Below are 26,162 nucleotides of genomic sequence, written 5' to 3'. Positions count from 1 at the left end.
CTTTTTTTATTCCGATTCTCTTCTTAGTCTTTTTTTGAGCGTGAAACGTGATTACAGAACGAAAGGGAGATTGCCTCTCCCTTCTTTTTAATCTAAACGGGGATTGAAATCCCTTAAGTGATAGGACAAATCTTTGAGCATTGCCTTACGTCCTTTGAATCTTTCATCTGCCATCAGCCTCTCGTATTGTTTTGTCTCTTCTGGACTGAGACGGCTTCTATACTCTGTCATGGCACTTCTAAAGGCTACCAGTTCATCTAGATAAAGCTCCTTCATTCTTAATCGATGGCCTATCTCGCTGACCTCTTCATAGGGTTGCCTGTCCAATTTGCGTTTTTGACTCTCTTGTCGGCGAATCAAATCATGAATTCTGTTCCGAAACTTGGTCTTGAAGTAACGGTACAGGCGTGGATGATCTTCCAGTAGGTTGGGATGACTTTTTAATAATTCGTACAACACCAACATTCCTTCCTGCCTCCAATCTGCATACTCCCATAAGTGCAGATAATAATCTTTATAACAGCGCTTGACTATCCCTTCAACTTGTTTGTATACCTCCTCAAATTTCATTGACTTGTCCTTTCTTTTGGTTTTAGAGGTTTTATCCTCATCTATTAATCTATCAAAGAACTAAGCTTTTGCGGACATTGGCGTGTGTTTGTAACTAATTTATTTTTATAATGAATTAAAAATTGCTTTTCACATACTTTTTGGTGTGTTTTTTAGTAAAAAAACAAATCATCTTCAAGAATGATTTGTTTTTAGATATTAGAGTTCTTTTTTATAGTTCTCTACTTCAGTTTTGTTAGCCCAAACAAAGTGGCCAGGTTTAATTTCAACCATTTCAGGTTTTTCAACTGAATAGTCATGTTGATCCGGATCGTAGACTTTAAGTACTTTTTTACGCTCCAAGATTGGATCTGGAATTGGAACAGCTGATAATAACGATTTGGTATAAGGATGAATTGGATTGTTAAAGAGCTCTTCTGTTTCAGCAACTTCAACAATAACACCTTTATAGATAACTGCGATACGATCCGAAATGAAGCGTACCACTGACAAATCGTGAGCGATGAATAGATAGGTTAACCCCAACTCTTTTTGGAATTTCTTTAGAAGGTTTAGGACTTGAGCACGAACAGATACATCTAAAGCTGAAATTGGTTCGTCAGCAATAACAAAATCTGGTTGCATGACTAGAGCCCGCGCTATCCCAATGCGTTGACGTTGCCCACCTGAGAATTCATGCGGATAACGTGTCAAATGTTCGGAAAGCAATCCAACTTCATGAATAATATCTTTGACCTTTTGAACTCTTTCTTCTTCATTTTCAAACAAATGATAGTTGTACAAGCCCTCAGAAATGATATAGTCAACTGTTGCACGCTCATTTAAGCTTGCCGCAGGATCCTGGAAAATCATTTGAATCTTACGAATAATCTCCGCAGATTCTTTTTTAGATTTCTTCCCATTAATCTGCTTTCCATCAAAGAAGATTTCACCTTTACTCGTCTCATTCAAACCAATGATTGCGCGACCGATTGTAGTTTTCCCTGAGCCGGATTCACCTACGAGTGAGAAAGTTTCTCCTCTATTAATAAAGAAATTTGCATTTTTAACAGCTACAAATTTCTTCTTCCCTTCACCAAAGGAAATCTCCAAATCTTTAACTTCTACTAATTTTTCAGACATTTCCTTCCTCCTAGCCTTCTAAATGAGCAAAGCCCATATTCAAGCGAATTTTATCATGTAAATTTTCAATAATTTCAGGCTTGTGAACCTTTGGTGCATCTTCATGAAGCAACCAAGTTTTAGCCCAATGAGTTTCTGTAACTTGGAATTGTGGTGCTTTTTCTTCGAAATCAATTTGCATAGCGTAATCCGAACGAAGAGCAAAGGCATCACCTTTCAACTCGGTATAAAGAGACGGAGGAGTTCCTGGGATAGAGAAGAGTTCACCATGATCATTGGCCAACTGTGGCAAGCTAGATAACAAGCTCCATGTATAAGGATGGCGTGGATCGTAAAAAATTTCTTCAACCGTCCCGTATTCAACAATCTCACCAGCATACATAACCGCTACTTTATCGGCAATACTAGCAACAACACCCAAGTCATGAGTGATAAATATAGTTGTAAAGCGGTATTCGTTCTGCAATGATTTCAAAAGTTCGATAATTTGTGCTTGAATTGTCACATCCAAAGCTGTTGTTGGCTCATCACAAATTAGAATATCTGGACGACAGGCAAGAGCAATCGCGATAACAATACGTTGGCGCATTCCTCCAGAATATTGGAAAGGATACTCTTCAAACCGACGTTCTGCATCAGGTATTCCAACTTTTTTCATATAGTCGATTGCCATTTCTTTGGCTTCTTTTGCATCTTTGCCTTGGTGTTTGATAATAACCTCAGTAATTTGACTTCCTATTGTATTGATTGGATCCAAACTAGTCATAGGATCTTGGAAAATCGTAGCGATCTTAGCACCACGAATTTTTTCCCAATCTTTATTTGATTTTAAAGTTGTCAAATCTTGACCACGGTAGTTAATAACACCTTGCGCAACGCGCCCATTATCTTCCAACATCCCAGTGAATGTTTTAGTCAACACAGACTTACCTGATCCTGATTCTCCTACCAAAGCTAATACTTCTCCTTCAACCAAATCAAGGGATACACCTCGAATGGCTGTCAGGACTTTATCACGAACGTCAAATTCCACGACAATATCGCGAGCAGTCAATATTACATTTTTATTTTGTATCATATTTACTCCTATCTATGTGTACGTGGATCACTAGCATCCGCTAAATTTTGTCCGACGATGAAAAGGGACAAGGATACCAAAATCAAGGTTGTCAACGGAATCCAGAAAAGGTAAGCATTGGTTGTAACGTTTTGTGAATAGTCAGAAATCAAACGCCCTAAACTTGGCACAGTTACTGGAAGCCCCAAACCAAAGAAAGAAAGGAAGGCTTCATAAGAGATAAAGCTTGGCAGCATTTGAGAGCTAGTTGTCATGATCACAGATACCAGTTGTGGCATAATGTTTCGAGCAACAATTTTAAAAGTAGACGTTCCCAAAGTACGGCTGGCAAGGTTGTACTCTAAATCACGATACCGCATGATTTGTACACGAATTAAGTAAGCAATCGAAATCCATGAAGTAATTGTCATGGCAAAGATTAGATTCCAGAATCCGGCCCCGATTGAATAAGTCAAAACAATAACGATCAACAATTGCGGAATATTTGAGATGACATTATAAACTTCCATCATAACGCGGTCAACAGATTTAGAAATCCCCCAAATACCACCAACAACAATCCCAATGATCAAGTTAATGGCTGTCGCAATAACGGAAATCAAGATAGAATTACGAGCACCAAACCACACTCCATCAAAGAGAGATTTACCATTGCTATCTGTACCAAACCAATATTTTCCATTTGGCGCAATATAACGAGCACTAAAATCATTAACTTTACTTACATCGTTATAATCAAAATCAGACAACATCGGGTAAATAAAACTCATTAAAATAATGGTTAGCAAAATCGCCAACATAATAATGGTAGATTTCTTCTTCAGAAATTGGCGAATAACAGATCTCCAATACGAATAAGCTGGAGCATCAATTGCTTCAGAGGCAAAATCATCGCGTTTGACAAATTGGAATTTATTTTTATCAATAGAAGCCATTATTTACCTCCTTTTGTTGTTAATTTAATACGTGGGTCAAGCATAGTCATCAAAATATCACCTAAGAGTAAGGCAAAGACTGATAAACCAGTGAAAATGAAGACCAATCCGACTACCATAGAGTTATTTGAAGCTTTAACTGAGTCAATCAACATTTTACCCATACCAGGGAAAGCGAAGACAGTTTCTGTCAAGGTTGCTCCTTGAATAACCCCGATAACGGCTCCTGGAATTCCTGATACCAATGGAACCATGGCATTTTTGAAAATGTGTTTATTTGAAATTTCTTTTTCAGATAATCCTTTAGCCCGGGCAAAACGTACAAAGTCTTGGGATTGTAAATCGATCATATAACGACGAATCCAGATAGCTGTGCTTGGTGCACCCAAAAGTCCCAGAATAACTGCTGGAAGAACGTACGAACGCCAATCTCCCGCACCAAGAACTGGGAAAGAATCTGGAAGACCAACAGATGAACCACCCAAGCGAATAATATAAACTAAGGCAATTGTTGGCAGGGCCAAAAGGAAGGTCAAGAGACCCGTTAATGAACTATCAATCCAAGTGTTTTTAAAGCGAGCCATGTAAGACCCTAATGGGACAGCAATTAAATAAGAGATTGCAATACCAATCAAACCAATAATCGCTGAGCTAACAAGCATGGATGGATATTGATAGTTGCTCTCTGTAGCTGTATATGGATCGTCTTTTCCATAGTTTGCAATATCTCGCGAATCAGCTTTACTTGGTGACTTGTAAGTACGTGAATAGATATTAACTGATGAGGTTTTCTTTCCTGTAGGGAATTGAACCTCAGATGACTTGGTTTGTCCTTGCCCTTGTGAAATAACCTGTAATACAGGAATATTTGCATAAGTTGGGTAAGAATTTCCTAAGTTCAAGGTCACAAAATTTTGATGAACAAACGGGAATTGAGCATTAAAGTATAGTAAATATTTATGCTTCGTCCCTGATCCAACTACAGACCAACCAATAGCAGGGTCGTTTTCAATACGAATATAACGTTTAAGTTTTGGATTCGTTTCATCTTTGACAAAACCAGTATGGTCAAATTGAATCAAATTCCCATAGAAGCCAAGAACACGTTCAAGAACTGGCACCTCACGAACAGCATAAAACTGCTTGCTTTCTTCAAATTGGTGAAGCTTCCAGCCATTACCTAATTTTTTGATATAAGCTTCGTAGATTTTTTTGTTTGCATCAGTTCCTTCAACAGTTACAGAGCTATCTTCCTTGCTAGCTTTCTCCTGTAACTCTTTCGTATCATAATAATCCACATAGCCCATACGTTCATAGATTGTGTTTTCGTAATTGGCTTTTTTATCTTTTGTGGTTGCTATCTTGTTATAGTTAGGATCCTGTTTAAAAATCAATTTTCTTGGCACCATTGTATAAATAATGGTATAGGTCAAAGCCGTTACTAAGAAAATCGACACCAGGGAGCGTAAGATACGCATAAATATATATTTCTTCATTTATCGTTTCCTTTAAAATCCCAAAAGAACTTTCTCTCCTTTTAGAGAAAGTTCTAATGATTGGTTATTTCACGTGTTTTTCTAACTCTTCTTGTGCTTTTTTATTAGATTCTGCACGTTCTTTATTCCATTTTTCTTGAGCTTTCTGATATTCTTTGGCTGTGACAGCTTTATCTTGTAATTTTAGATATTTGTAGCTTGCCATGTCACGACCTTTAGCACCAGACCAAGCAAAAGGAGCTGTAAATGGTACAATCTTAGTTAAAACTGGACGTCCAGTCCTACTTGTTGTTGGTATCAACAAGGCGCTATCTGTTAGCCATGCTTGAGCGGCTGCATATTTTTCATAGCGTTTATTTACATCTGTCTTTTCAGCGGCAGCTTCATCAACTAGCTTAGCATACTCCTTCAAACCAACTTGGTCTGCAGCTGCATTTTCTTTACCATCAAACCCTAAGAATGTTTTGGTATTTTCACCGCCAGGCTTGATAATTTCAAGATAAGTTGATGGATCTTGATAGTCAGGAGACCAACCAACATTATCAGAAATATCCCAGTCTTCTTCAGCAGCTGAAGCAGCATAATATGTGATGTTCAAAACATCATCAGTCTTCATTTGATGAATGTCAACAACCACATTATCTGTCCCAAGCGAGCTCTCAATTGATTGTTTCAAAGATTGAACGCGCTGAACTTTAGCACTAGCAGTTTGGTCTACTGGCATATCCAAATGAATAGGGAATTCTACACCTTCTTCTTGGAGAGCTTTTTTAGCTTTCGCAAATTCAGCTTTAGCTTTTTCTTTATTGTAAAGGCCATCTTGAGCGTCGTCGAAGTTTACATCTTTCCACTCATCTCCATAGCTAGCCACTTTTTCTTTCACAAGTTCGCCGAAGCTCTTACCATCTGCCTGAACAAAAGTAGGTGGAATGTAGAGATTGCGGAGCATTTTCGTAGCCCCTTCTTTACCATTAACTTGTGAAGCATAAGCCGTTCTGTCGAATGCAAAACTCAAAGCTTGACGGAAATCTTTATTCATCAAAGCTTTCTTTGTTGATGATTTTTGTGCATCACTTGACTTAGCTGTGTGATTGTACGCTTGACGATCAATGTTCACCCCAACTAAATAGCTTGAAGAATCTTGAGGAGTATAAACGATATTATCTTTGAATTCTTTTTCTACTTTAGAGAAGGTAGCACTTGTAGGAGTGAGTCTAGCCGCACTTAGAGCACCTTTAGCAAATTGCTCAGCTGGTTTACCTTGATCTTGCCCGTCAAAGTATGTTAATTTAACATCGCTCACATGGACATTATCTTTATCCCAATAATTTGGATTTTTAGCAAATTCAATAGATGATTTAGATGTGATAGATTTAAGTAGGAATGGCCCGTTGTATAGAAGACTAGTTGGGTCAGCAGCTTGAGCAAACTTGTCACCTTTAGACTTCAAGAACTCTTCATTGACTGGATAAAGGATACCCATTGTTGTTTTAGAGTTCCAGAAACTTTCTGGCTCATTTAAAGTATATTGAACTGTGTGGTCATCAACTGCTTTAACGCCAACTGATGAGAAATCCTTTGTTTTACCATTAACGTAGTCATCCAAGCCCTTGATAGAACTTTGAACAAGGTAAAGAGTTTCAGACTTGTTGTCAGCAGCGTATTTTAGACCTGCCACAAAGTCTTGTGCCTTGACATCAGCATATTCTTCACCATCAGAAGTATACCATTTAGCATCCTTACGAAGTGTATAAGTATAAGTCAAGCCATCCTTAGACACTGTCCAATCTTCAGCCATCGATGGAACCAAGTTTCCATAGTTGTCATTTTCCAAAAGACCATCGATCAAGTTAGCTGTAAGGTCAGTTGTTGCTGCTTTACTAGAGATCAAATAATTCAAGTTTTCTGGGTCAACTTCGTAGATATAGTTAAAAACTTGATCTGCGCCAGAGCTTGATGAGTTTGATGAGTTTGATGTAGAATTTGAGCACGCTGCAAGAACACCAGTAGCTAAGAGAGCAACTCCCGCAAGTGCAAGGATTTTACCTTTCTTCATCTATATTCTCCATTTCAATTTCAAATTTAGTTTTGTCTAAGATTATATCACATAATAATTTAAATGTAAACCAGAATTGTCAGAATATTTTGTGATATTGACTCACATAGCCAACAAATACATAGCTCCTATAGGATATTCAACATGTGAAATATTGGCGATTTCAAAAATAACGGCTCTTACTATCCTCTTTTCGTTCTTAAAAAACAACTATCCTTCTTCTTTCTTAATTACTAAAACACCCCTATCTCTCATTGAGATAGGGGAGAATTACGGATTATTTTATATGCTTCTCAAGTTCTTCTTGAGCTTTTTTGTTAGATTCTTCTTTTTCTTTAATCCATTTCTTCTCAGCTTCTTGATACTCTTTCTTCGTTACTGGTTTATCTTGAAGCTTGATGTATTTGTAGAGGAAGGCACCATCTGATTTGTTACCTGTCCAACCAAAAGCAGCAGTGAATGGCACAACCCTAGTTACACCAGCTCCTCCACCATTTGAAGTACTTGGAAGTAAGATTGAACTATCTGTCAACCAAGCTTGAGCTGCTGCGTATTTTTCATAACGTTTATTTACGTCTGATTTCTCAGCTGCAGCTTCATCGAGAAGTTTTCCAAACTCATCCATACCAATTTGTTTAGCAGCTGCATTGCCTTTTCCTGCTTCAAAGCCAAGGAAACTCTTTGTATTGTCTCCTGTTTCAGGATGTAAAATTTCCAAATATGATGATGGATCTTGGAAGTCAGGAGTCCAGCCAAGTTGGTCTGTGATATCCCAATCCAAAGCAGCTGCATTTGGAGCGTAGTAGGTGATATTATTAACATCTTCTTGGGATAGCATTTGAATATCAACCACAACATTGTCTGTTCCTAAACTCTTTTCAATAGACTGTTTCAAAGATTGAGCCCGTTTTACAATAAGAGTATTGGTTTGGATTGTTGGTATATCCAGATGGATTGGGAATTCCACGCCTTCTGCTTGAAGGGCTTCTTTTGCTTTGGCGAATTCCGCTTTGGCTTTCTCTGGATTGTAGAGACCGTTAGTCGCATCTGAGAAATCAACGTCTTTCCACTCATCGCCGTATTTGACAACATCTTCTTTTACAACATCTCCGAAATTCTTATCACCAACTTGGACAAATGTTGGTGGAACATAGAGATTACGAACGGATTTAAGGGCTCCTTCTTCACCGTTCACTTGGTCAGAATAGGCCTTACGGTCATAAGCAAAGTTCAAAGCCTGACGGAAGTCTTTGTTTAAGATAGCTTTTTTGGTAGATGTTTTTTGTGCATCTGTCGTTTTAGAAGTATGATTATAACTTTGGCGATCAATGTTTGTGAAAACAGTGAAAGTAGATGAACCTTGAGGACTAAAGATAATATTGTCTTTATATTCTTTCTCTACAGATGCATAGTTTGAACTACGAGGATAAACACGTGCCTTACTATAAGAGCCGTCTTTAAAGCCACGAATTAAGGATTCTTGGTCTTGCCCATCATAGAAAGCTAATTTAACATTGTCGACATGGACATTATCCTTATCCCAATAGTTCTGATTTTTCGCAAACTCGATAGAGGACTTCGAAGTTATACTTTTCAACAAGAATGGACCATTATAAAGGATACTTGTCGGATCAGTGGCTTGACCGAATTTGTCTCCTTTAGATTTCAAGAACTCTTCATTAACAGGGAATAGGACACCCATTGTTAATTTAGAATTCCAGAAGCTTTCTGGGTGTTCCAAAGTGAACTGCAAGGTATGATCATCGACAGCTTTAATCCCTACTGTTGAGAAGTCCTTTGTTTCGCCTTTGATATAGGCATCCAATCCTTTGATGGAATTTTCCACCATATAAAGAGCTTCTGACTTTTTATCTACAGCATGTTTCAAACCTGTCACAAAATCCTTAGCAGTTACATCTGCATATTCTTCGCCATCGGATGTATACCATTTAACTCCCTTACGCAATTTGTAAGTGTAAGTCAAGCCGTCCTTAGATACACTCCAGTTTTCTGCAAGAGATGGAACAAGATTACCATATTGGTCATTTTCAAGCAAACCATCAATGACATTAGATGTGATTTCGTGGGTAGAGGTCTTACTTGACAAGGTATAGTCCAAAGTTTCTGGGTCTGTTTGATAAACATAAGTAAAATTAGTATTTGTGTTTGATGATCCAGACTTAGAACTAGAGCAGGCAGCTAAGACACCAACAGCAAGTAAAGTAACACCAGCCATGGCTAAAACATTGCGTTTCTTCATAACATTCTCCTATTTAGGTTAGATTTATCTTAGATTATAACACTTCTCAAATAGAAATGAAAACCTTTTTATCAAAAAAAATCTATATTGTTATAATTATTTTTTATAGCTGGTTATAGCATATTGGGACGTGCCTGTGAAATCATCCAAAAGAGGCGATCAAACCAGGCAAAGACACTACTTAAAGCTTGATAATCTCATCCTCATAAAAAAACGAGAAAGCTATTTAGCCTCCTCGTTAGGGTTGTTTTTATTTTACATGTTTTTCTAACTCTTTTTGAGCTTTTTCATTAGATGATTCTTTTTCTTTCATCCAGGTTTTAAATGCCTTCTCATAATCCTTAGTTGTCAAAACATCCTCTTGAAGCTGCATGTATTTATAATTTGTAGCAGTCCCCTTGCTTCCAATCCAAGAGTAAGCTCTAGTAAATGGAACTGATTTTTGAACTAGCGGATTGGCACCGTTTGAGATGCTTGGAAGGGTCAATCCACTATCTGTCAACCAAGCTTGAGAATTTGCATATTTTTCATAACGCACGCTCGTATCAGACGTTTCCTTATTTGCATCGTCATTCAGAGCTTTATAATCATTTAATCCTAGAGCTGACACAACATCTTGATTTTGACCTGGTTCAATTCCAATTGCTTGCAATAATCCACCATTTGTAGGATCAAAAACATCTAAATATGTAGAAGGATCTTGATAATCAGGAGTCCAACCACTGGTTGAAAGATCATAATCTTTTTGAGCAGCCGAGTTGGCGAAATAACCCGTATTATTAAAGTCATCTTCGGACATTTGCTGGAGATCAACTACTACATTATCTTTTCCTAGAGCTGACTCAACAGACTGCTTAAAGGAACTAGCTTGTTGAATTCCAGCCTTATCAGACTGACTCACTGGCAAATCTAGATGAATTGGGAAATTCACACCTTGAGCCTGCAGTGCTTCTTTAGCTTTTGCAAACTCTGTTTTAGCTTTTTCAGCATTATATAGACCGTCTTGGGCATCCTCTAACTTGACATCAGACCACTCTTGACCGTAGCTCGCTAGTTTTTCTTTCACGACATCTCCAAAATTCCGATCCCTAATCTGCACAAATGTCGGTGGTACTGCAAGATTACGCAAGACCATTGATGCGCCGTCTTCACCATTCGTTTGAGCTGCGTAAGCTTTTCGGTCAAAAGCAAAACCGATTGCCTGACGGAAATCTTTGTTTAAAATAGCAGCCTTGGTATCTGATTTCTGCTTGTCATCTTTCTTAGAAGTATGATTATAAGACTGACGATTTACATTAAAGACATAGAAAAATGAAGTGCCACCTTGTTGAGAATAAGTAATATTATCCGCATATTTCTTTTTAACAGAGGCATAGTTTGAACTATTTGGGAATACACGAGCCAGGGTATAGGCACCATCGCTAAAATTACGAACTAAGGATTCCTGATCAGATCCATCATAATAAGATAGTTTTACATCTTCAATGGGAACATTTTCTTTATCCCAATATTTTTCGTTTTTCTTATATTCAATAGAAGACTTTGCCGTTAAAGACTTCAAAATATAAGGACCATTGTATAAAATACTAGACGGTTTAGCTGATCCAAAACCACTTCCTTGGGAAGCTAAGAAATCAGCATTTATCGGGAATAAGATACCACTAGTCGTCTTCGAATTCCAGTAACTTTCTGGCTTATTCAAAGTATACTGCACTGTATAATCATCCAGTGCTTTTACACCTACAGTAGAAAAGTCTTTAGTTTCCCCTTTGATATAGGCATCCAATCCTTTGATAGAATTTTGAACAAGGTAAAGAGCTTCAGATTTGCCATCGGCTGCGTGCTTCAATCCTGTCACAAAATCTTGAGCTTTTACCTCAGCATACTCTTCGCCATCTGAGGTATACCACTTAGCATCTTTTCGAAGCTTGTAAGTATAGGTCAAACCATCCTTAGATACGGTCCAATCTTCAGCAAGAGACGGAATCAAATTCCCATACTTATCATTTTCAAGCAAACCATCAATCAGATTTCCAGTAACATCTGAAGTGGTAGCACGATTAGCAACTACATAGTCCAAAGAATCTGGATCACTACTATATACATAAGAATACACCTTTGTATTAGATGCTGTTGAACTACAAGCAGCTAAAATCACAGAAGATAAAACTGCAAGTCCAACTCCAACAAATCTTTTTTTCTTATTCATGAAATACTCCTTTCAAAATAAGAGATATTCAAATCATCCATGAGAGGTTTTCTCTGAAATATCACTCTAGTTTTTTACCATTTTGTCCATTATACCCTATTTCCCTGAAAAAATAAATCGTTTTAAGTAAAAATTGACTGTTTTTTCATTTTTCATGTCAGAAAACATTACATATGAGCAAAAAACTCTACATCACAAAGATGTAGAGCCTTAGGTCTATTTAACATGATCAGCCAATTCTTCTTGAGCTTTGGCATTTGATTTTTCTTTTTCTTTCTTCCATTTTTTCTCAGCGGCTTTGTAGTCTTTCGCCGTTACAATGTCATTTTGAACTTCTCTGTACTTAAAGACGTAAGCATCACCTTTGATACCAACCAGAGAGTAAGGTTTTGTGAACGGAACTGCCTTCATAACAAGCGGACTACCACCGTTTGATTGAATCGGAATGACCAAAGAGCTATCTGTTAACCAAGCTTGAGCTGCTGCATATTTTGTATAGCGAGCAGTTGTATCTTGTTTTTCAGAATCTGCCTCTTCATTTAATTTCTTAAATTCGTTCAAGCCCAGTTTGTCTGCTAAATCAGCATTTTGTCCTTTTTCCAAACCGATATTTTGGAGCATATCTCCTTTATCTGGATCAAAAATATTCAAATAAGTTGATGGATCTTGGAAGTCAGGACCCCAACCAGCAATGTTGACATCGTAGTCTTTTTGAGCCGCAGTCTCCGCAAAGTACGTTGCATTATTTTTATTTTCTGTAGACATTTGCTGTACATCAATAACAACATTATCTTTACCAAGGGCTTCTTCAACTGATTGTTTAAATGAATTAGCCTGCTGTACCAAGAGGTTGTTTGTTTGTTCAACAGGAAGATCTAAGTGAATTGGGAATTCAACACCTTGTGCTTGGAGAGCTTCTTTTGCTTTGGCAAATTCTGCCTTAGCTTTCTCAACATTAAAGAGTCCATCCTGAGCATCGTCCAACTTAACACCCTTCCACTCATCACCATAGCTCACCAAATCTTTTTCAACTATGTCTCCGAAGTTCTTTTCACCAATCTGAACGAATGTTGGCGGTACTAAGCTATTTCTAAGTGAGCTAGTTGCTCCCTCTTGACCGTTTTGCTGAGCTCCATAAACTGTCCGATTGAAAGCGAAGTTGATAGCCTGACGGAAATCTTTATTTAAGAGAGCAGCTGTTGTAGATGTCTTTTGAGCATCTGTTGTCTTGGCTGTAAAATTGTAGGCTTTACGGTTGTAGTTAAAGGCGTAAAAGAATGATGTTGCATCTTGAGGAGAGTATACAATATTGTCTTTGTATTGTTTTTGTACTGAAGCATAACTTGAACTATTTGGATACAAACGAGCTTGTGTGTATGTACCATCTTTAAAGTTACGAACAAGCGCCTCTTGATCAGAACCATCAAAGTAAGTCAACTTGACGTCTGAAATTTTCACGTTGCCCTTATCCCAATAGTTGTCATTTTTTGTATATTCAATAGATGATTTAGATGTGAAGGACTTCAGGAAATATGGACCGTTATAGAGAATTCCTGAAGGTTTTACAGTACCGAAATCTTTACCAGATGATTTTAAAAATTCTTCGTTAATTGGGAAAAGAATACCCATTGTGGTTTTAGAATTCCAATAACTTTCTGGCTGATTGAGTGTATATTGGACTGTATAATCGTCAATCGCCTTAACTCCAACTGTTGAGAAATCCTTACTTTCACCTTTTACATAAGCATCCAAACCTTTGATAGAGCTTTGAACAATCGGCAACGCATCTGAATTGCTGTCAGCCGCGTGCTTCAAACCAGTAACAAAGTCCTGCGCTTTGACTTCTGCATATTCTTCACCCTCAGAAGTATACCATTTAGCACCCTTCCGAAGCTTATATGTATAAGTCAAACCATCTTTCGACACTGTCCAATCTTCTGCCAGAGATGGCACAAGATTTCCGTATCTATCATTTTCTAATAGTCCATCCACTAAGTTTGCAATAACATCAGACGTAGTTTGACGATTAGAATTTGTATAATCCAAGGTATCTGGGTCTGTTGAATAGACATAAGAATAAGTCTTTGAAGCCCCTGAGTTAGAATTTCCACATGCTGCTAAGGTAAAAACAGAAGCAAGCGTAAGCCCTAAAACAGCTAATTTTTTCACTGGTTTCATTGTCGCATCTCCTTTTAATGTTATTTGTATTATTATACTCTATTATTTTATAAAAACAAGTATTTTTTAAAAAATTTTTAAGCATTATATTGTTTTTTGTTCCGCGAACGCCTACACATTCACTTTTGTTCGTCTTTTTGTTTGAAATAAAAATAATGTAAAAAGATCATTAAAAAAACGTTCATATTCACAAAGTATATTTATTCATAATACTTTTTTCAAAGAAGACAAACCTCTACAACAGCCATTTTTATGGTACAATAGGATTATCCCTACTCAAAGGAAGAGATATGAAAAAAATTATAGTACTTTTATTTACTTGTTTATTTTGCAGCTTCTGTACTCTTGTTTCTGCAGATGACTTTGATGTTGCCGCCAAAAATGCTATCGCTTTTGATGCAAATACTGGAAAAATTCTCTATGAAAAAGAGGCTACTAGCCCTGTACCAATAGGAAGTCTGACCAAACTGCTATCAGCCTATCTGGTCTATGACGCCATAAAAGCTGAGAAAATTACTATGGACAGCCAGGTAGAAATTTCCGAATATGCTCTAAATCTGACAACTAATTACGACATCAGCAACCTCCCTCTAGACAAAGGAAGCTACTCTGTAGAAGAATTGTTAGAAGCTTCTCTTATCGCTAATGCTAACAGCGCCACCATCGCCCTAGCTGAAAAAATTTCTGGAAGCGAAAAAAAGTTTGTCGATCTTATGAAAGCCAAACTAAAAGAATGGGGAATTTCTGATGCAAAAATTGTCAATTCAACTGGTTTAAACAACTCTCATCTCGGAGATAATATCTATCCTAATTCCAAAAAAGATGAAGAAAATCAGCTAAGCGCCTATGATATGGCCCTTATATCTTATCATCTCATTAAAGATTATCCGCAAGTTTTAAATATTACCGAAAAAACTAGCTTCAACTTTGACGGATTAGAAGTCAATAGTTCGAATTATATGTTAAAAGACATGCCTTCTTATCGCAAGGGGGTGGATGGATTAAAGATCGGAATTTCCGACCAAGGTGGCCTCTCCTTCATCGCTTCTGCTAATGAAAGAGATATGAGACTCATTACAGTCGTTTTAAATGTCGAAAATGCTGAAGAAGATATAAAAGCTCTTTTCCTAGCCACTGCTAGCGTCATGGACTATATCGCCAATAACTTCGTAGTAACTACATTAGCCGAAAAGGGTACCCCTTATGAAGACAGTCACATTTCAATCATCAACGGAAATGAAGATCAAATCAAGGTTGTTGCATCAAATGATTTGAATATTATCCAGAGAATTGGGAGTGACTCAGAACCAAAAGTCACTTTCAAAAAAAATAAACAGGAGTTCAAAGCTCCTCTCGCAGCACATACACCAATCGGAACTTTAAGCTACAAAGATACTGATTTAATTGGTAAAGGCTATTTGAAAGAAGAACCTAGCATTACTATGGAAACCAAAAAGGAAGTTGCGCAAGGCTTTTTCTTGAAAGTCTGGTGGAATAACTTTGTAGAATACGTTAATAAAAAATTATAGAAACATCAGGAAGGAAAACTTCCTGATGTTTTTTGAATAAAAAAATCAATTGAAGCGACGTTTTCACTTCTTATTTTATTCTAAACTGCAACTTAAACATCACCAAATCTTAAAGGGGACAAAGTAACTACTAGAACTTCTTAGTCGCTCAATCCACCACAAGACAGAGCCAGAAGAAATACATGAACAATTTCTATTAGCTTAATTGTTCATTCCCACCCTGCTGATTTTTAAAAGCACACACTTCATCCACACTAAAAAAGGCTGAGATAGTTTTATCTCAGCCTGGCTTTTTCATATTCAAAAGATTCTTTAACAAAAAACCTAAATAGTCTTCTAAACCTAAGTTTAGAAACAAGAGGAACAATCTTTGTTTTAAAAATAATTTACTTTTGTTCCACAGCTTTTATCCAACTGATCCTTCCATTTCATAGCTGATCAAGCGATTCAGCTCAACAGCGTATTCCATAGGCAGTTCTTTGGTGAATGGCTCAACAAAGCCCATGACAATCATTTCTGTCGCTTCGGATTCGGACAAGCCACGGCTCATGAGATAGTAGAGTTGTTCTTCTGAAATCTTAGAAACTTTGGCCTCATGCTCCAGAGCCACCTGAGAATTGTGAATTTCATTAAAGGGAATGGTATCCGAAGCCGAAAGATCATCCATGATAATCGTATCACACTCAATATGGCTGACAGATTTCTTAGAATTTTTAGCAAAGGTTACTTGACCACGGTAGTCTACCTTACCTCCGCCCTTGGCAATGGACTTGGAAACAATAGATGAGCTAGTATGTGACGCATTGTGGATCATCTTAGCACCAGTATCTTGATGTTGTCCTGCATTAGCAAAGGCAATGGAAAGCATGGTTCCACGCGCACCAGGTCCGTCCAAATAGACAGATGGATATTTCATCGTTGTTTTCGCACCGAGGTTCCCATCAATCCACTCAACGGTCGCATCTTTCATAGCCCGCGCCCGTTTGGTCACGAGGTTGTAGACATTATCCGACCAGTTTTGGATAGTTGTGTAGCGCATGTAGGCACCATCAAGGGCAAAAATTTCAACAATAGCCGCATGGAGACTATTACTAGAGTACGTCGGAGCTGTACACCCTTCTACATAATGAACACTAGCACCCTCATCGACGATGATCAAAGTCCGCTCAAACTGACCAGAATTTTCATTGTTAATTCGGAAGTAGGTTTGTAGCGGAATATCCACTTTGACACCTTTTGGAACATAGATGAAGGTACCACCAGACCAGACAGCAGAATTGAGGGCTGCCAACTTATTGTCTGTCGGAGGGACCAGCTTAGCAAAATATTGCTTGAAGAGTTCTGGATATTCCTTGAGAGCTGAGTCGGTATCTGTAAAGACTATTCCTAACTTTTGGAACTCTTCCTTCATATTATGGTAAACCACTTCAGACTCATACTGGGCTGCCGCACCAGCCAGGTAGGCTCTCTCCGCTTCTGGGATCCCAATCTTCTCAAAGGTTTCCTTAATCTTCTCAGGCACTTCATCCCAGCTTCTAGCTGGCTTATCAGACGCCTTTTGGTAATAAATCAAGTCATCAAAATTAATTTCTGACAAATCCGGACCCCAAGTCTGCATCGGCATCTTCTTGAAAGCCTCGTAGGATTTGAGGCGGAAATCCAGCATCCATTCTGGTTCATCCTTTGCAGCTGAAAGCTCACGAATGACCGCTTCATTCAGCCCTTTTCCTGTTGAGAGGACAGGTTCGACATCATCATGGAAACCAAACTTGTACTCACCGAGATCAATCGGTTTTGGTTCTACTCTTTCTTCTGACATAATTTCCTTTCACATTCTTACTTTTTATCTTCTTCAATTGCTCGCTTGAGGGCATTCCAACCCAAGGTCGCACACTTAATCCGCTGCGGGAATTTGGCAACGCCAGCTAAAAAGGCTCCATCTCCCAATTCTTTCTGGCGACTATCTTCTTGCCCCTGAACCATCTGCGAGAAAACTTCTGCTAATTCCAGCGCCTGCTCTTTTGTCTTGCCCAGAACCGCATCCGTCATCATGCTAGCCGAAGCCGTTGAGATGGTACAGCCGGAATTAACAAAGGCAATATCTTCAATCTGATTTTCAGCATTAAACTTCACAGACAAGCTGATAACATCACCACATGTCGGATTATTGAGAACTACCTGCTCCACATCTTCCAGTTTCCCATGATGATGGGGGTGAGCCGAGTGGTCGGTCACAACCGCCTTGTAAAGACTGTCTAACTTAGAAAGCGCCATTGAAAAACTCCTTTGTCTTTTCTAAAGCATCTACCAGCTTGTCACAATCTGCATAGGTATTGTAGATATAAAAGCTAGCCCGCACAGTCGCTGGCACCTGCAGATAGGTGAGTAGGGGCTGGGCACAATGATGACCCGCCCGAACAGCCACTCCTTCGTAGTCCAAAGCTGTCGCGACATCATGCGGATGGAGACCATCCAGGTTAAAGGCAATCACGCCTGAGCGCTGAGCCAAATCTTGAGAGCCATATATGGTCAAGCCTTCCACTGCCTGAAGTTTAGGAAATACATAGGCAATCAGATCCTGCTCATGCTGAGTAATAGCATCCATGCCCAAGTCTTCCAAATAATCAATAGCCGCTGCAAGACCGATTGCTCCTGCCATATTCGGCGTTCCAGCCTCAAACTTCCAAGGCAATTTCTTCCAGGTCGCTTCCTGTTCATAGACGAAATCAATCATTTCGCCACCGAACTCGACAGGCGACATCTCTTCTAGCAGCTCTTCCTTGCCATAGAGAACCCCGATACCAGTCGGACCAGCCATCTTATGTCCCGAAAAGGCGAAGAAATCTACATCCAAATCCTGTACATCAATCTTCATGTGTGGAGTAGATTGAGCCCCATCCACCACCAAAAGCGCTCCTTGCTGATGGACCAACTGAGCAATCTCCTTGATGGGGTTGATGACCCCAAGGACGTTAGAGGCATGAGCCAGAGAGACAAACTTGGTCCGTTCATTAAGCTTGGCACAGAAATCTTCCATATCCAGAGCACCATTTTTGAGATAGACATAGACCAGCTTGGCTCCAGTCTTTCTACAAGCTTCCTGCCAGGGAATGACATTGGAATGGTGCTCCATAATCGAAATCAGCACTTCATCACCAGGTTGCAGCCTTTCAGCCGCAAACTGAGCCACCCAATTGAGACTCGTCGTGGTTCCTCGTGTAAAGAGGACTTCTCTGCTAGAAGCCGAATTGATAAAAGAACGAACTCTTTCTCTGGCTGCTTCATAAGCTGCCGTCGCCCGCTCGGCCAGCGTATGCACACCACGGTGGACGTTGGCATTGTCTCTAAGATAGTAGTTCTCGATAGCCGCTAGCACCCGCGTGGGTTTCTGGGTTGTCGCCGCATTGTCCAAATAAACCAAAGGCTCATCATTGACAATTTGGTCCAAAATGGGAAAATCTTGCTTGATTGCTTCTGCATTAAATCCAGACATAAAGACTCCTATCTACTACACGGGCCAAGGCCCAGCTTTTTATCTTTTTGCGAGAATAATATCGATATTTTCAATCATTTCATCACGGACTTCTTTAACAGGGATTTCTACAATCACTGAGCCTAAGAAACCACGTACGACCAAGCGCTCTGCCGTCGCCTTATCAAGACCCCGACTCATGAGGTAATACATATCTTCTGGATCCACCTGGCCGATAGAAGCTGCGTGACCAGCCGTCACATCGTTCTCGTCAATCAAGAGAATTGGATTAGCATCTGAGCGAGCTTGATCAGACAGCATGAGAACCCGGCTTTCCTGCTGGGCGTCTGCTCCCTTAGCGCCTTTGATAATATGGCCGATACCATTGAAGGTCAGGGTTCCTTTTTCCAGGATAACCCCGTGTTGCAGGATATTTCCGATAGAGTTGCAGCCATAGTTAGTTACGCGGGTATCAATCCCTTGAACCTGCTTACCACTTGAGAGAGCCACCACCTTCATATCCGCATGACTACCCTTGCCATAGAGGTCACTATCAAAGTCCGCTACGACATTGCCTTCGTTCATAACACCGATAGCCCAGTCAATCATAGCGTCGTTGTCCAGCTTACCACGGCGGCTGATATAGGCTGTGACGTTTTGGCCCAAGCGGTCAATCGCTGAAAACTTAATCTGAGCTCCAGCCTGAGCAATGACTTCTACTGTGATATTAGCTGTCGCTGGAACAGCTCCTTCACCATAAGTTTCCAAGCGTTCCAAGTAGTTAACCTTAGAATGCTTGCCTGCTATAATCAAAATATGCTTGTTAAAAGGAACATCGCTTTCGCTGTCCTGATAAAAAATTCCTTCAATCGGCTGGTCAATCTCAACATTGTCAGGTACATAAAGAACTGCGCCGCTGTTGAAATAAGCCGTATGGTAAGCAGCCAATTTATCCTCGTCATACCTAACCGCAGACATAAAATGCTTCTCTACCAGCTCTGGAATCTCTTCTAAGGCAGTGTGAAAATCTGTAAAAATAACCCCTTGCTCTGCCAAGTCAGCTGGCAATTGCTCAAGGACTGTTTGAGTCCCCATTTGGATAAACTTGAGATTGTCCCCAAGAGACGTGAAATCTGGCACACTGGTCAAAGGCTCGCTGTCAGAAATCCGTCCGTCGCCCAGATTCCAACGATGGAATTTAACCCGCTCAATAATGGGCAAATCCAGTTGATCAATCTTGTCAAAAGCCTTCTGACGGAGACTAGCCAACCATTCCGGCTCAGCGTGCAACTGTGAAAATTCTTGAATTAATTCTTTAGTCATGTCATTCTCCTATCTTTTATCAAAGTCAAAAGAGTGTTTGACTAAACTTCTTCCTTGTAGTTGAAGCCCAATTCTTCAGCCAACTTAGCATAACCTTCTTTTTCCAAGCGTACTGCCAATTCAGGACCGCCAGAAAGAACAACCTTACCTTCCATCATAACATGAACTTTATCTGGCGTGATATAGTTAAGCAGACGTTGGTAGTGGGTAATAATCATAGCACCAAAACCTTCACCGCGCATGGCATTAACCCCTTTAGACACAACCTTAAGAGCATCAATATCAAGCCCTGAGTCAATCTCATCTAAAAGCGCAAAAGTAGGCTCAAGCATAAGTAACTGGAGGATTTCATTGCGTTTCTTTTCACCACCGGAGAAACCTTCATTAAGGTAGCGCTCAGCCATTTCTTCTTTCATGTTGAGCAGTTCCATCTTTTCATCCAACTTCATGATAAAGTCGCGAACAGAGATTTTTTCTTCGTCTTCTTTGCCAGCATTCATAGCTGCACGGAGAAACTCGGCATTAGTAATACCTGGAATTTCACTAGGGTACTGCATTGCAAGAAAGAGCCCCATACGAGCACGCTCGTCTACTTCCAATTCTAAAATGTTAACTCCGTCAAAGAGGATTTCTCCTTGGGTAACTTCGTAATTGGGATTCCCCATAATAGCAGCAGAAAGAGTGGATTTACCTGTACCATTTGGTCCCATAATAGCAGCCACTTCTCCTGTTTTCAAGGTAAGGTTAACCCCCTTGAGAATTTCTTTTCCTTCAATTTCAACATGAAGATCTTTGATTTCTAATACAGACATTGCGTCCTTTCCTTTCTTTATCGTATTCCACTCATTAGTATAGCAAAAAAAAGCCCAAAAGGCTTTTATTTTGATTAGAATTGTTCTTATTTATGTTCTTTATTCTTCCAACGTCGACGCACTTCTTCTCTATAAGAAGAGTTTCCAATATACCGCATAATCTTTAAAAGCGGTGTACGGTTTGGTCCTAAAATTTCAATCAATTCTGCTAACAACTCTACTCCAAAAAGCAAACCAATAACTAGAAGTACTCCACCAACTCGACTTGAAATATTGAGTAATAGAGAGATTGTAGCAAAAATCAACGAAATCCCATAAATCACCAAAACCGTTCCTCTATGAGTCAAGCCTAAAGAAAGCAAACGGTGATGCAAGTGATTGCGGTCAGGCTGATAGAATTTTTGACCAGATAAAGTCCGGCGGACAATCGCCAAGAAAGTATCCGCAATCGGCACACCTAAAATAATCATAGGCGTCACCACAGCAACAGCCGTTGCATTTTTCAAACCTTGCAAAGACAGAACCGAAATCATAAACCCAATAAAAAGGGCTCCAGTATCTCCACCATATATAATTGCTGGATGGTAATTATAAGGGAAGAAGCCTGCAATCGAAGCTACTAAGACAAAAATTGTCAGGGTTAAGAATAAGTTATGGTCAGGCAGGAAGAAATAAGATACAACTCCCATTGTCAGCAAGGAGATTATTGATACACCGCTAACCAAACCATCTAACCCATCCATAAGATTCACCGCATTTGTAATAGATACAATCCAAATCAAGGTTAAAATAAAGGATAACCAAGGAGGGAAAAAGAGATGAGGACCACCGAAAGGAATTTTAAAGTCATTTAAGCGAAAATCCGTCAAGAGCCAAATCAAAGAAGCAGCAACAACAATTCCAAGCAACTTAGGCAAAGGAGATAACTCTTTTACATCGTCAATCAGACCTGTTAAGGCTACCACTCCACCTCCTAGGACAACTGGCCAAATATAATCGAAATAAGTTTCTCCACGAAAAGTCACCTGCACAATGGTTGGCATCATGATTAAACTTGTGATAGAAAAAGCTATAACGACCGCTAGGCCACCTGCACTAGGCATAGGCTTTTTATTAATTCGTCGGGCATTAGGATAGTCAACTGCATCAATTTTAAAGGCCAAAATACGAACCAAAGGCGTCAACAAGATACCGATAAAAAAGGTGCCCAGCAAGACCATAATAAATTTCAAAGGAAATGTAACCATCAGCAGTTTACCTTTTGAAGATGTTGCACAGCATCTGTTACAATCAACAAGTGACCATGCTCTTGAAGAAGGGCTCTCGTCGTGTCTGTGTCCTCAGCATGTTCACGCATTGCTGCCAGAAGCCAGGCAGGATAACGACTCGGACGACCTTCAATATCCACTAGAATAGTCAAATAATAGTGCTGATCCATCTTGTATAGCTCTGATGTATCAACTGGATAGTGGATAGTCTTGGTGAAAGCGATCAGATTTTTCAAGTCAGAAAAACGCAAGATATAATAAATATAGCGATCTTGTTCTTGCCCTTCCTCTGGCTCAGATGCATCTTCCTCTTCTGCTTTTTCCAGCATTTGAACAGCATCTATATCTTCACGGCTTTTTTCAAAGATATTTTTTTCAAGCGTCTTTAGAAATTCATCCGGAGTCATTTGAGACAGTTCGTCCATATCAGGCAAGTCAGCCAAATCTTCAAAATTCAAATTTTTATCTACTTTAGATTTTGTGACAAAAACATCTAATTTGTCTGGCTTTGGAGTCACCCGAAAACTCAACATTCCACTATCTAGAAAACTTTCTGGCATTTCAAGTTCATCTAAAATGGTATAGAAAAATTCCTCCGTCTTTTCCTGAGGAACAAGAAAATCTGCCATCTCCATGCCGTGTTCTTCTAGATCTTCTAATTTGATGGTGATCTTAATTGTTGATTCACTAATTTGCTTCACTTCCATTGTTCTACCTCGTACATACTAGTCCTTCCATTATACTAAATTCCCCTATGTTTTTCAAAGGTTAAAGTCAGTCTTCTTCTTGATTTCAAAAGAAAAGAGCTGGTATCCCAACTCTTTCAGTTTATTTTGCAAATAGGGCCTTAAAAACCCAATAAACAAGCAATAAAGTGCCTAGGCCAATCCGATATTTACCAAACACGGTAAAATCATGTTTTTTAACATAATCTGTCAAGAATCGAATGACATACATACTTACCCCAAAGGCCACAATCATAGCCACCAGCAAGAGAGTCAATTGACCCAAATCAAGACTATTTCCTTTTAGGATAAACTTCAGAACCTTAATACCACTAGCCCCAAACATAACTGGGATTCCTAAGAAAAAGGTAAATTCTGTCACAACAGAACGACTAGTTCCATTTAAAAGACCACCAACAATAGTTGCTCCTGACCGACTAGTCCCTGGAAAGAGGGACAAAACTTGGAAGAAACCTATGTAGAGAGCTGTTTTGTAAGGAAGCTTCTCTATATTCGTCACAGTTGGCTCTACTTCCTGATTACGTCGTTCTATAAGAATGAAGGCAATCCCATAAATAATCAGCATAATTGCTACAGAAACAAAATTATGGAAATTCTTTTCAAACCAGTTATCAAGTGGAATTCCTATTATAACTGCTGGCAAGGAAGCCACTACTACTTTAGCCCAGAGTTGCCATGTTTTCTGAACTTGGCGGGGGGTTTTATCCGGTTTAAAAGGATTGAGCTTATCAAAATAAATGAAGACAACAGCTAAGATAGCCCCCAGCTGGATAACCACGTTGAACATTTCCATAAAAGCAGCATTTTGCTTTTGGTAATGAATAAACTCTTGAACCAGAATCAGGTGTCCAGTACTAGAAATGGGCAACCATTCTGTAATCCCTTCGATAATTCCAAAAATAACGGACTTTATAATCTCAATGAAGAACATCTTTTCTCCTAAATTTACTTTTATACTTTAAAAATTATAAAAAACATCGATAAAAAATTCAATTAAAAACTGTGTCACTGGGGAATTTCTAGAAGGAGCCTCCGCCCCCTCCGCCTCCTCCACCAGAGAAGCCACCACCATCAAAACCGCCTGAATCACTTCCACTTGATATGGAGAAAGTACTTGCTGAACTGGCGGTTTGAACATAGGAATTTAGCAGGTCAACACCACCCGCAAAATGAAGACTTTGATCCGTCAAAACAAATCTTTCTAGCTCTTCATTTTCTAGATGAATATCTTGGACTTTCATCACCTTGCTGACTCGTTTTGCATAACCAAAAAGAGTAGCGTAGACCAACAGACGATTCCAAAGGATCACACCCTCAACTTCTGTTTTATCAAATTTAGCAATATCGCGAAGCATATTGGCAAAACTCCGCCACTCCACCACTTCATCAATGTAATCCTCATTCAGGAGATTATCGCTACGTTTGGTCACAAAAGCATTCAAAGGAATTCCAATAATCAAGACCAGCAAAAATCCCAAAGAATATTGCCAAAAGAACTCCCTAAATAGGAAACCAAATCCAATTAAAGAAAACATTAGTAGCAGAAAAACCAAGAGATAGAGCAAGCAACCACGATTCCTCATTTTTTCTTCTTCCTTGTTTAGACTACGAAAATGCGGATGCAAGCCCAGTCTTTGTTCTTCTTCTTTTATATCATTTGATAATTTGCGTAAATCTTTGATAAAACGATATCTTTTATCGCTCCCTTCCTTACGAACCTCAGCCTCGTCGTCCTTATCCTTAACTCCTTTGAGAATTTTTTTGTCAATCTGATAGGCAGAAAACATCGTGTCTGGTTCAACGGAGCTCTCATCACCGAATACCATCTCCACAAAAGTCAACTCAAAACCTGCCATCCCTTCATAATGCACAATCTCTAAGCGATGAGATTGTCCCTCTGTCACATATTTGAGATTTCCTCTATCTACCAGATCAAGTAAGGTCGCCTGAATTAAGTTAGAAAATAATAGACGCCCCTTTTTGCCTTGTACAGGCCCTACCTTTTCGATATCTACATCATAGATATTTAGAGCTACTAGCATGGGTGGAAGATCTTGTGGAACTTCATAAAGTCGAGCCTGATCCGAAAAGCTTGTTTTTTGACGAGTCGTCTTAAAATACCGGATTAAATAGTATATAGAAACTACAAAAATGACCACAATAGCCACTGGAAGTATCCTATAAATCAAATTCTGATAAAAGGCTGTTTTGCGAACAATATCCTGCTCCTGTTTTTCAAAACCAGCCCGTCGATTTGTAATACCACCGTCATTGGTTAATGATTGACTAAAAAGCGACCGATCCCAGATACCATGAAGTTCAAAATGGTGTTTAGCACCTAAAGAATCCAAAGTTACTTCAAAACCATTTTCAATTCTCTTTACTTCTGGATTTTTTTTGAAAAAACCAGTATGAGCAACCAAGCGAGCACTAGAATCCAGCTGAGAGGTGACCACAAATGAGACATGATCCATCCCAACCTCCCAGTCAGAAATTGGAATCCAATTTAACTCAGCTACATCCGGATACAGAAAAAGAAGGTTTTTTAATTGCCAAGTAATTTTGATTTTAACTCGGTCCCCACTATTTCCAGAATTATATATCTTGAGCTTTTTCCCGTCTTCAATCGGTACATCCTCAATACTTTCGGGTTCCTTGGTTTTGCCATTCGTCTCAATTTCTACCAAAGGCTTAGATTCTATTTGAAAATTCGAGGGCACCTTTCCCGCCCGCCCTAGGGTAATGTATTGACCATTGTAGGGATCATCATAGACATAGGTCACCTCTTCGATAAAAGTTGCTGTATTGTCTTGATGGATTTCCAATCTCCCATTGTATTGTTCAATTCGACTGTCAATTTCAGCCGCCTTACCCCTAAAAGGGATCAGTAAAGTCACCAAAAACAAGATGGATATAATGAATAGTAATCTTTTTTTCACGTATTTTCTCCATTCTATTCCTTCAAAATCATCACTAGCACTTCCCTTGGAAGCTTCTTCAATATACAAAAAGTAGCCTGCCAATTCTATTTTCCCTCATGCAGATTCAGGAGTTGTTATTGAAAAAAAGCTAGAAATTTAGCGTTTCTACTGTTCAAATTAGCATTGA

At 39.1% G+C, this 26,162-nt stretch carries 19 protein-coding genes; 1 reads left to right on the top strand and 18 read right to left on the bottom strand.

Annotation, left to right across the window (positions count from 1 at the left end):
• Positions 1 to 87 precede the first annotated feature (87 nt).
• The 9 genes from O3640_RS08530 to O3640_RS08490 all read right to left on the bottom strand — a co-directional run bounded on the left by O3640_RS08530 (position 88) and on the right by O3640_RS08490 (position 13,904).
• Positions 88 to 570, bottom strand: coding sequence for a sigma-70 family RNA polymerase sigma factor (locus O3640_RS08530; protein ID WP_268723256.1), 483 nt, complete (start codon positions 568 to 570; stop codon positions 88 to 90).
• 198 nt (positions 571 to 768) lie between these two features.
• Positions 769 to 1,692 (bottom strand): ATP-binding cassette domain-containing protein, encoded by a 924-nt coding sequence (locus O3640_RS08525; RefSeq protein ID WP_008809621.1) that lies wholly within the window; start codon positions 1,690 to 1,692, stop codon positions 769 to 771.
• Between the two features lie 10 nt (positions 1,693 to 1,702).
• Complete coding sequence (locus tag O3640_RS08520; RefSeq protein WP_008809622.1) at positions 1,703 to 2,770, bottom strand: ABC transporter ATP-binding protein; 1,068 nt, start codon at positions 2,768 to 2,770, stop codon at positions 1,703 to 1,705.
• A gap of 8 nt (positions 2,771 to 2,778) precedes the next feature.
• Positions 2,779 to 3,705, bottom strand: coding sequence for an oligopeptide ABC transporter permease OppC (oppC, locus tag O3640_RS08515; RefSeq protein WP_008809623.1), 927 nt, complete (start codon positions 3,703 to 3,705; stop codon positions 2,779 to 2,781).
• A complete protein-coding gene (locus tag O3640_RS08510; RefSeq protein ID WP_008809624.1) occupies positions 3,705 to 5,201 on the bottom strand; it encodes an ABC transporter permease in 1,497 nt (498 codons plus the stop codon). Before O3640_RS08510 ends, oppC begins: the two co-directional genes overlap by 1 nt.
• A 64-nt stretch (positions 5,202 to 5,265) precedes the next feature.
• A complete protein-coding gene (locus O3640_RS08505) occupies positions 5,266 to 7,257 on the bottom strand; it encodes a peptide ABC transporter substrate-binding protein (protein WP_061596800.1) in 1,992 nt (663 codons plus the stop codon).
• A gap of 277 nt (positions 7,258 to 7,534) precedes the next feature.
• Positions 7,535 to 9,517, bottom strand: coding sequence for a peptide ABC transporter substrate-binding protein (locus O3640_RS08500; protein ID WP_061596799.1), 1,983 nt, complete (start codon positions 9,515 to 9,517; stop codon positions 7,535 to 7,537).
• A 250-nt stretch (positions 9,518 to 9,767) separates the two neighbouring features.
• The gene (locus O3640_RS08495) at positions 9,768 to 11,726 is read right to left on the bottom strand and encodes a peptide ABC transporter substrate-binding protein (protein WP_268723257.1); all 1,959 of its coding nucleotides are present in this window, start codon (positions 11,724 to 11,726) and stop codon (positions 9,768 to 9,770) included.
• Positions 11,727 to 11,942: 216 nt separating this feature from the next.
• The gene (locus O3640_RS08490; RefSeq protein WP_268723258.1) at positions 11,943 to 13,904 is read right to left on the bottom strand and encodes a peptide ABC transporter substrate-binding protein; all 1,962 of its coding nucleotides are present in this window, start codon (positions 13,902 to 13,904) and stop codon (positions 11,943 to 11,945) included.
• A gap of 290 nt (positions 13,905 to 14,194) precedes the next feature.
• Here O3640_RS08490 and pbp3 point away from each other — a divergent pair, with 290 nt between their 5' ends.
• Complete coding sequence (gene pbp3, locus O3640_RS08485; protein WP_227221461.1) at positions 14,195 to 15,433, top strand: D-alanyl-D-alanine carboxypeptidase PBP3; 1,239 nt, start codon at positions 14,195 to 14,197, stop codon at positions 15,431 to 15,433.
• Between the two features lie 406 nt (positions 15,434 to 15,839).
• Here the strand turns inward: pbp3 and sufB are convergent, their stop codons facing one another.
• The 9 genes from sufB to O3640_RS08440 form a co-directional block, all read right to left on the bottom strand.
• Positions 15,840 to 17,252, bottom strand: a complete 1,413-nt coding sequence (gene sufB, locus O3640_RS08480) for a Fe-S cluster assembly protein SufB (protein ID WP_227221462.1) — start codon at positions 17,250 to 17,252, stop codon at positions 15,840 to 15,842.
• A gap of 17 nt (positions 17,253 to 17,269) precedes the next feature.
• Entirely contained in the window at positions 17,270 to 17,707 is a 438-nt protein-coding gene (sufU, locus tag O3640_RS08475) for a Fe-S cluster assembly sulfur transfer protein SufU (protein ID WP_002902442.1), read from the bottom strand.
• Positions 17,694 to 18,926 (bottom strand): cysteine desulfurase, encoded by a 1,233-nt coding sequence (locus tag O3640_RS08470; RefSeq protein WP_227221463.1) that lies wholly within the window; start codon positions 18,924 to 18,926, stop codon positions 17,694 to 17,696. The genes sufU and O3640_RS08470 overlap by 14 nt, the downstream gene beginning before the upstream one ends.
• Positions 18,927 to 18,965: 39 nt before the next feature.
• Complete coding sequence (gene sufD, locus O3640_RS08465) at positions 18,966 to 20,228, bottom strand: Fe-S cluster assembly protein SufD (RefSeq protein WP_143877759.1); 1,263 nt, start codon at positions 20,226 to 20,228, stop codon at positions 18,966 to 18,968.
• A gap of 41 nt (positions 20,229 to 20,269) precedes the next feature.
• Positions 20,270 to 21,040 carry a Fe-S cluster assembly ATPase SufC gene (gene sufC / locus O3640_RS08460; protein WP_008809634.1) on the bottom strand — a complete coding sequence of 257 codons (771 nt, stop codon included), beginning with the start codon at positions 21,038 to 21,040 and terminating at the stop codon, positions 20,270 to 20,272.
• Between the two features lie 86 nt (positions 21,041 to 21,126).
• Complete coding sequence (locus O3640_RS08455) at positions 21,127 to 22,293, bottom strand: glycosyltransferase family 4 protein (protein WP_008809635.1); 1,167 nt, start codon at positions 22,291 to 22,293, stop codon at positions 21,127 to 21,129.
• Complete coding sequence (mecA, locus tag O3640_RS08450; RefSeq protein WP_008809636.1) at positions 22,287 to 23,015, bottom strand: adaptor protein MecA; 729 nt, start codon at positions 23,013 to 23,015, stop codon at positions 22,287 to 22,289. Before mecA ends, O3640_RS08455 begins: the two co-directional genes overlap by 7 nt.
• Positions 23,016 to 23,136: 121 nt before the next feature.
• Complete coding sequence (locus tag O3640_RS08445; protein ID WP_008809637.1) at positions 23,137 to 23,985, bottom strand: undecaprenyl-diphosphate phosphatase; 849 nt, start codon at positions 23,983 to 23,985, stop codon at positions 23,137 to 23,139.
• 88 nt (positions 23,986 to 24,073) lie between these two features.
• Positions 24,074 to 25,993, bottom strand: coding sequence for a DUF2207 domain-containing protein (locus O3640_RS08440; protein ID WP_371586838.1), 1,920 nt, complete (start codon positions 25,991 to 25,993; stop codon positions 24,074 to 24,076).
• Positions 25,994 to 26,162 lie beyond the last annotated feature (169 nt).

The organism is Streptococcus sp. 27098_8_75 (genome assembly GCF_041432475.1).
GTDB lineage: Bacteria > Bacillota > Bacilli > Lactobacillales > Streptococcaceae > Streptococcus > Streptococcus gordonii.
Note: the sequence above shows the minus strand (reverse complement) of the source record. Positions and strands in the feature narration are given on the sequence as shown.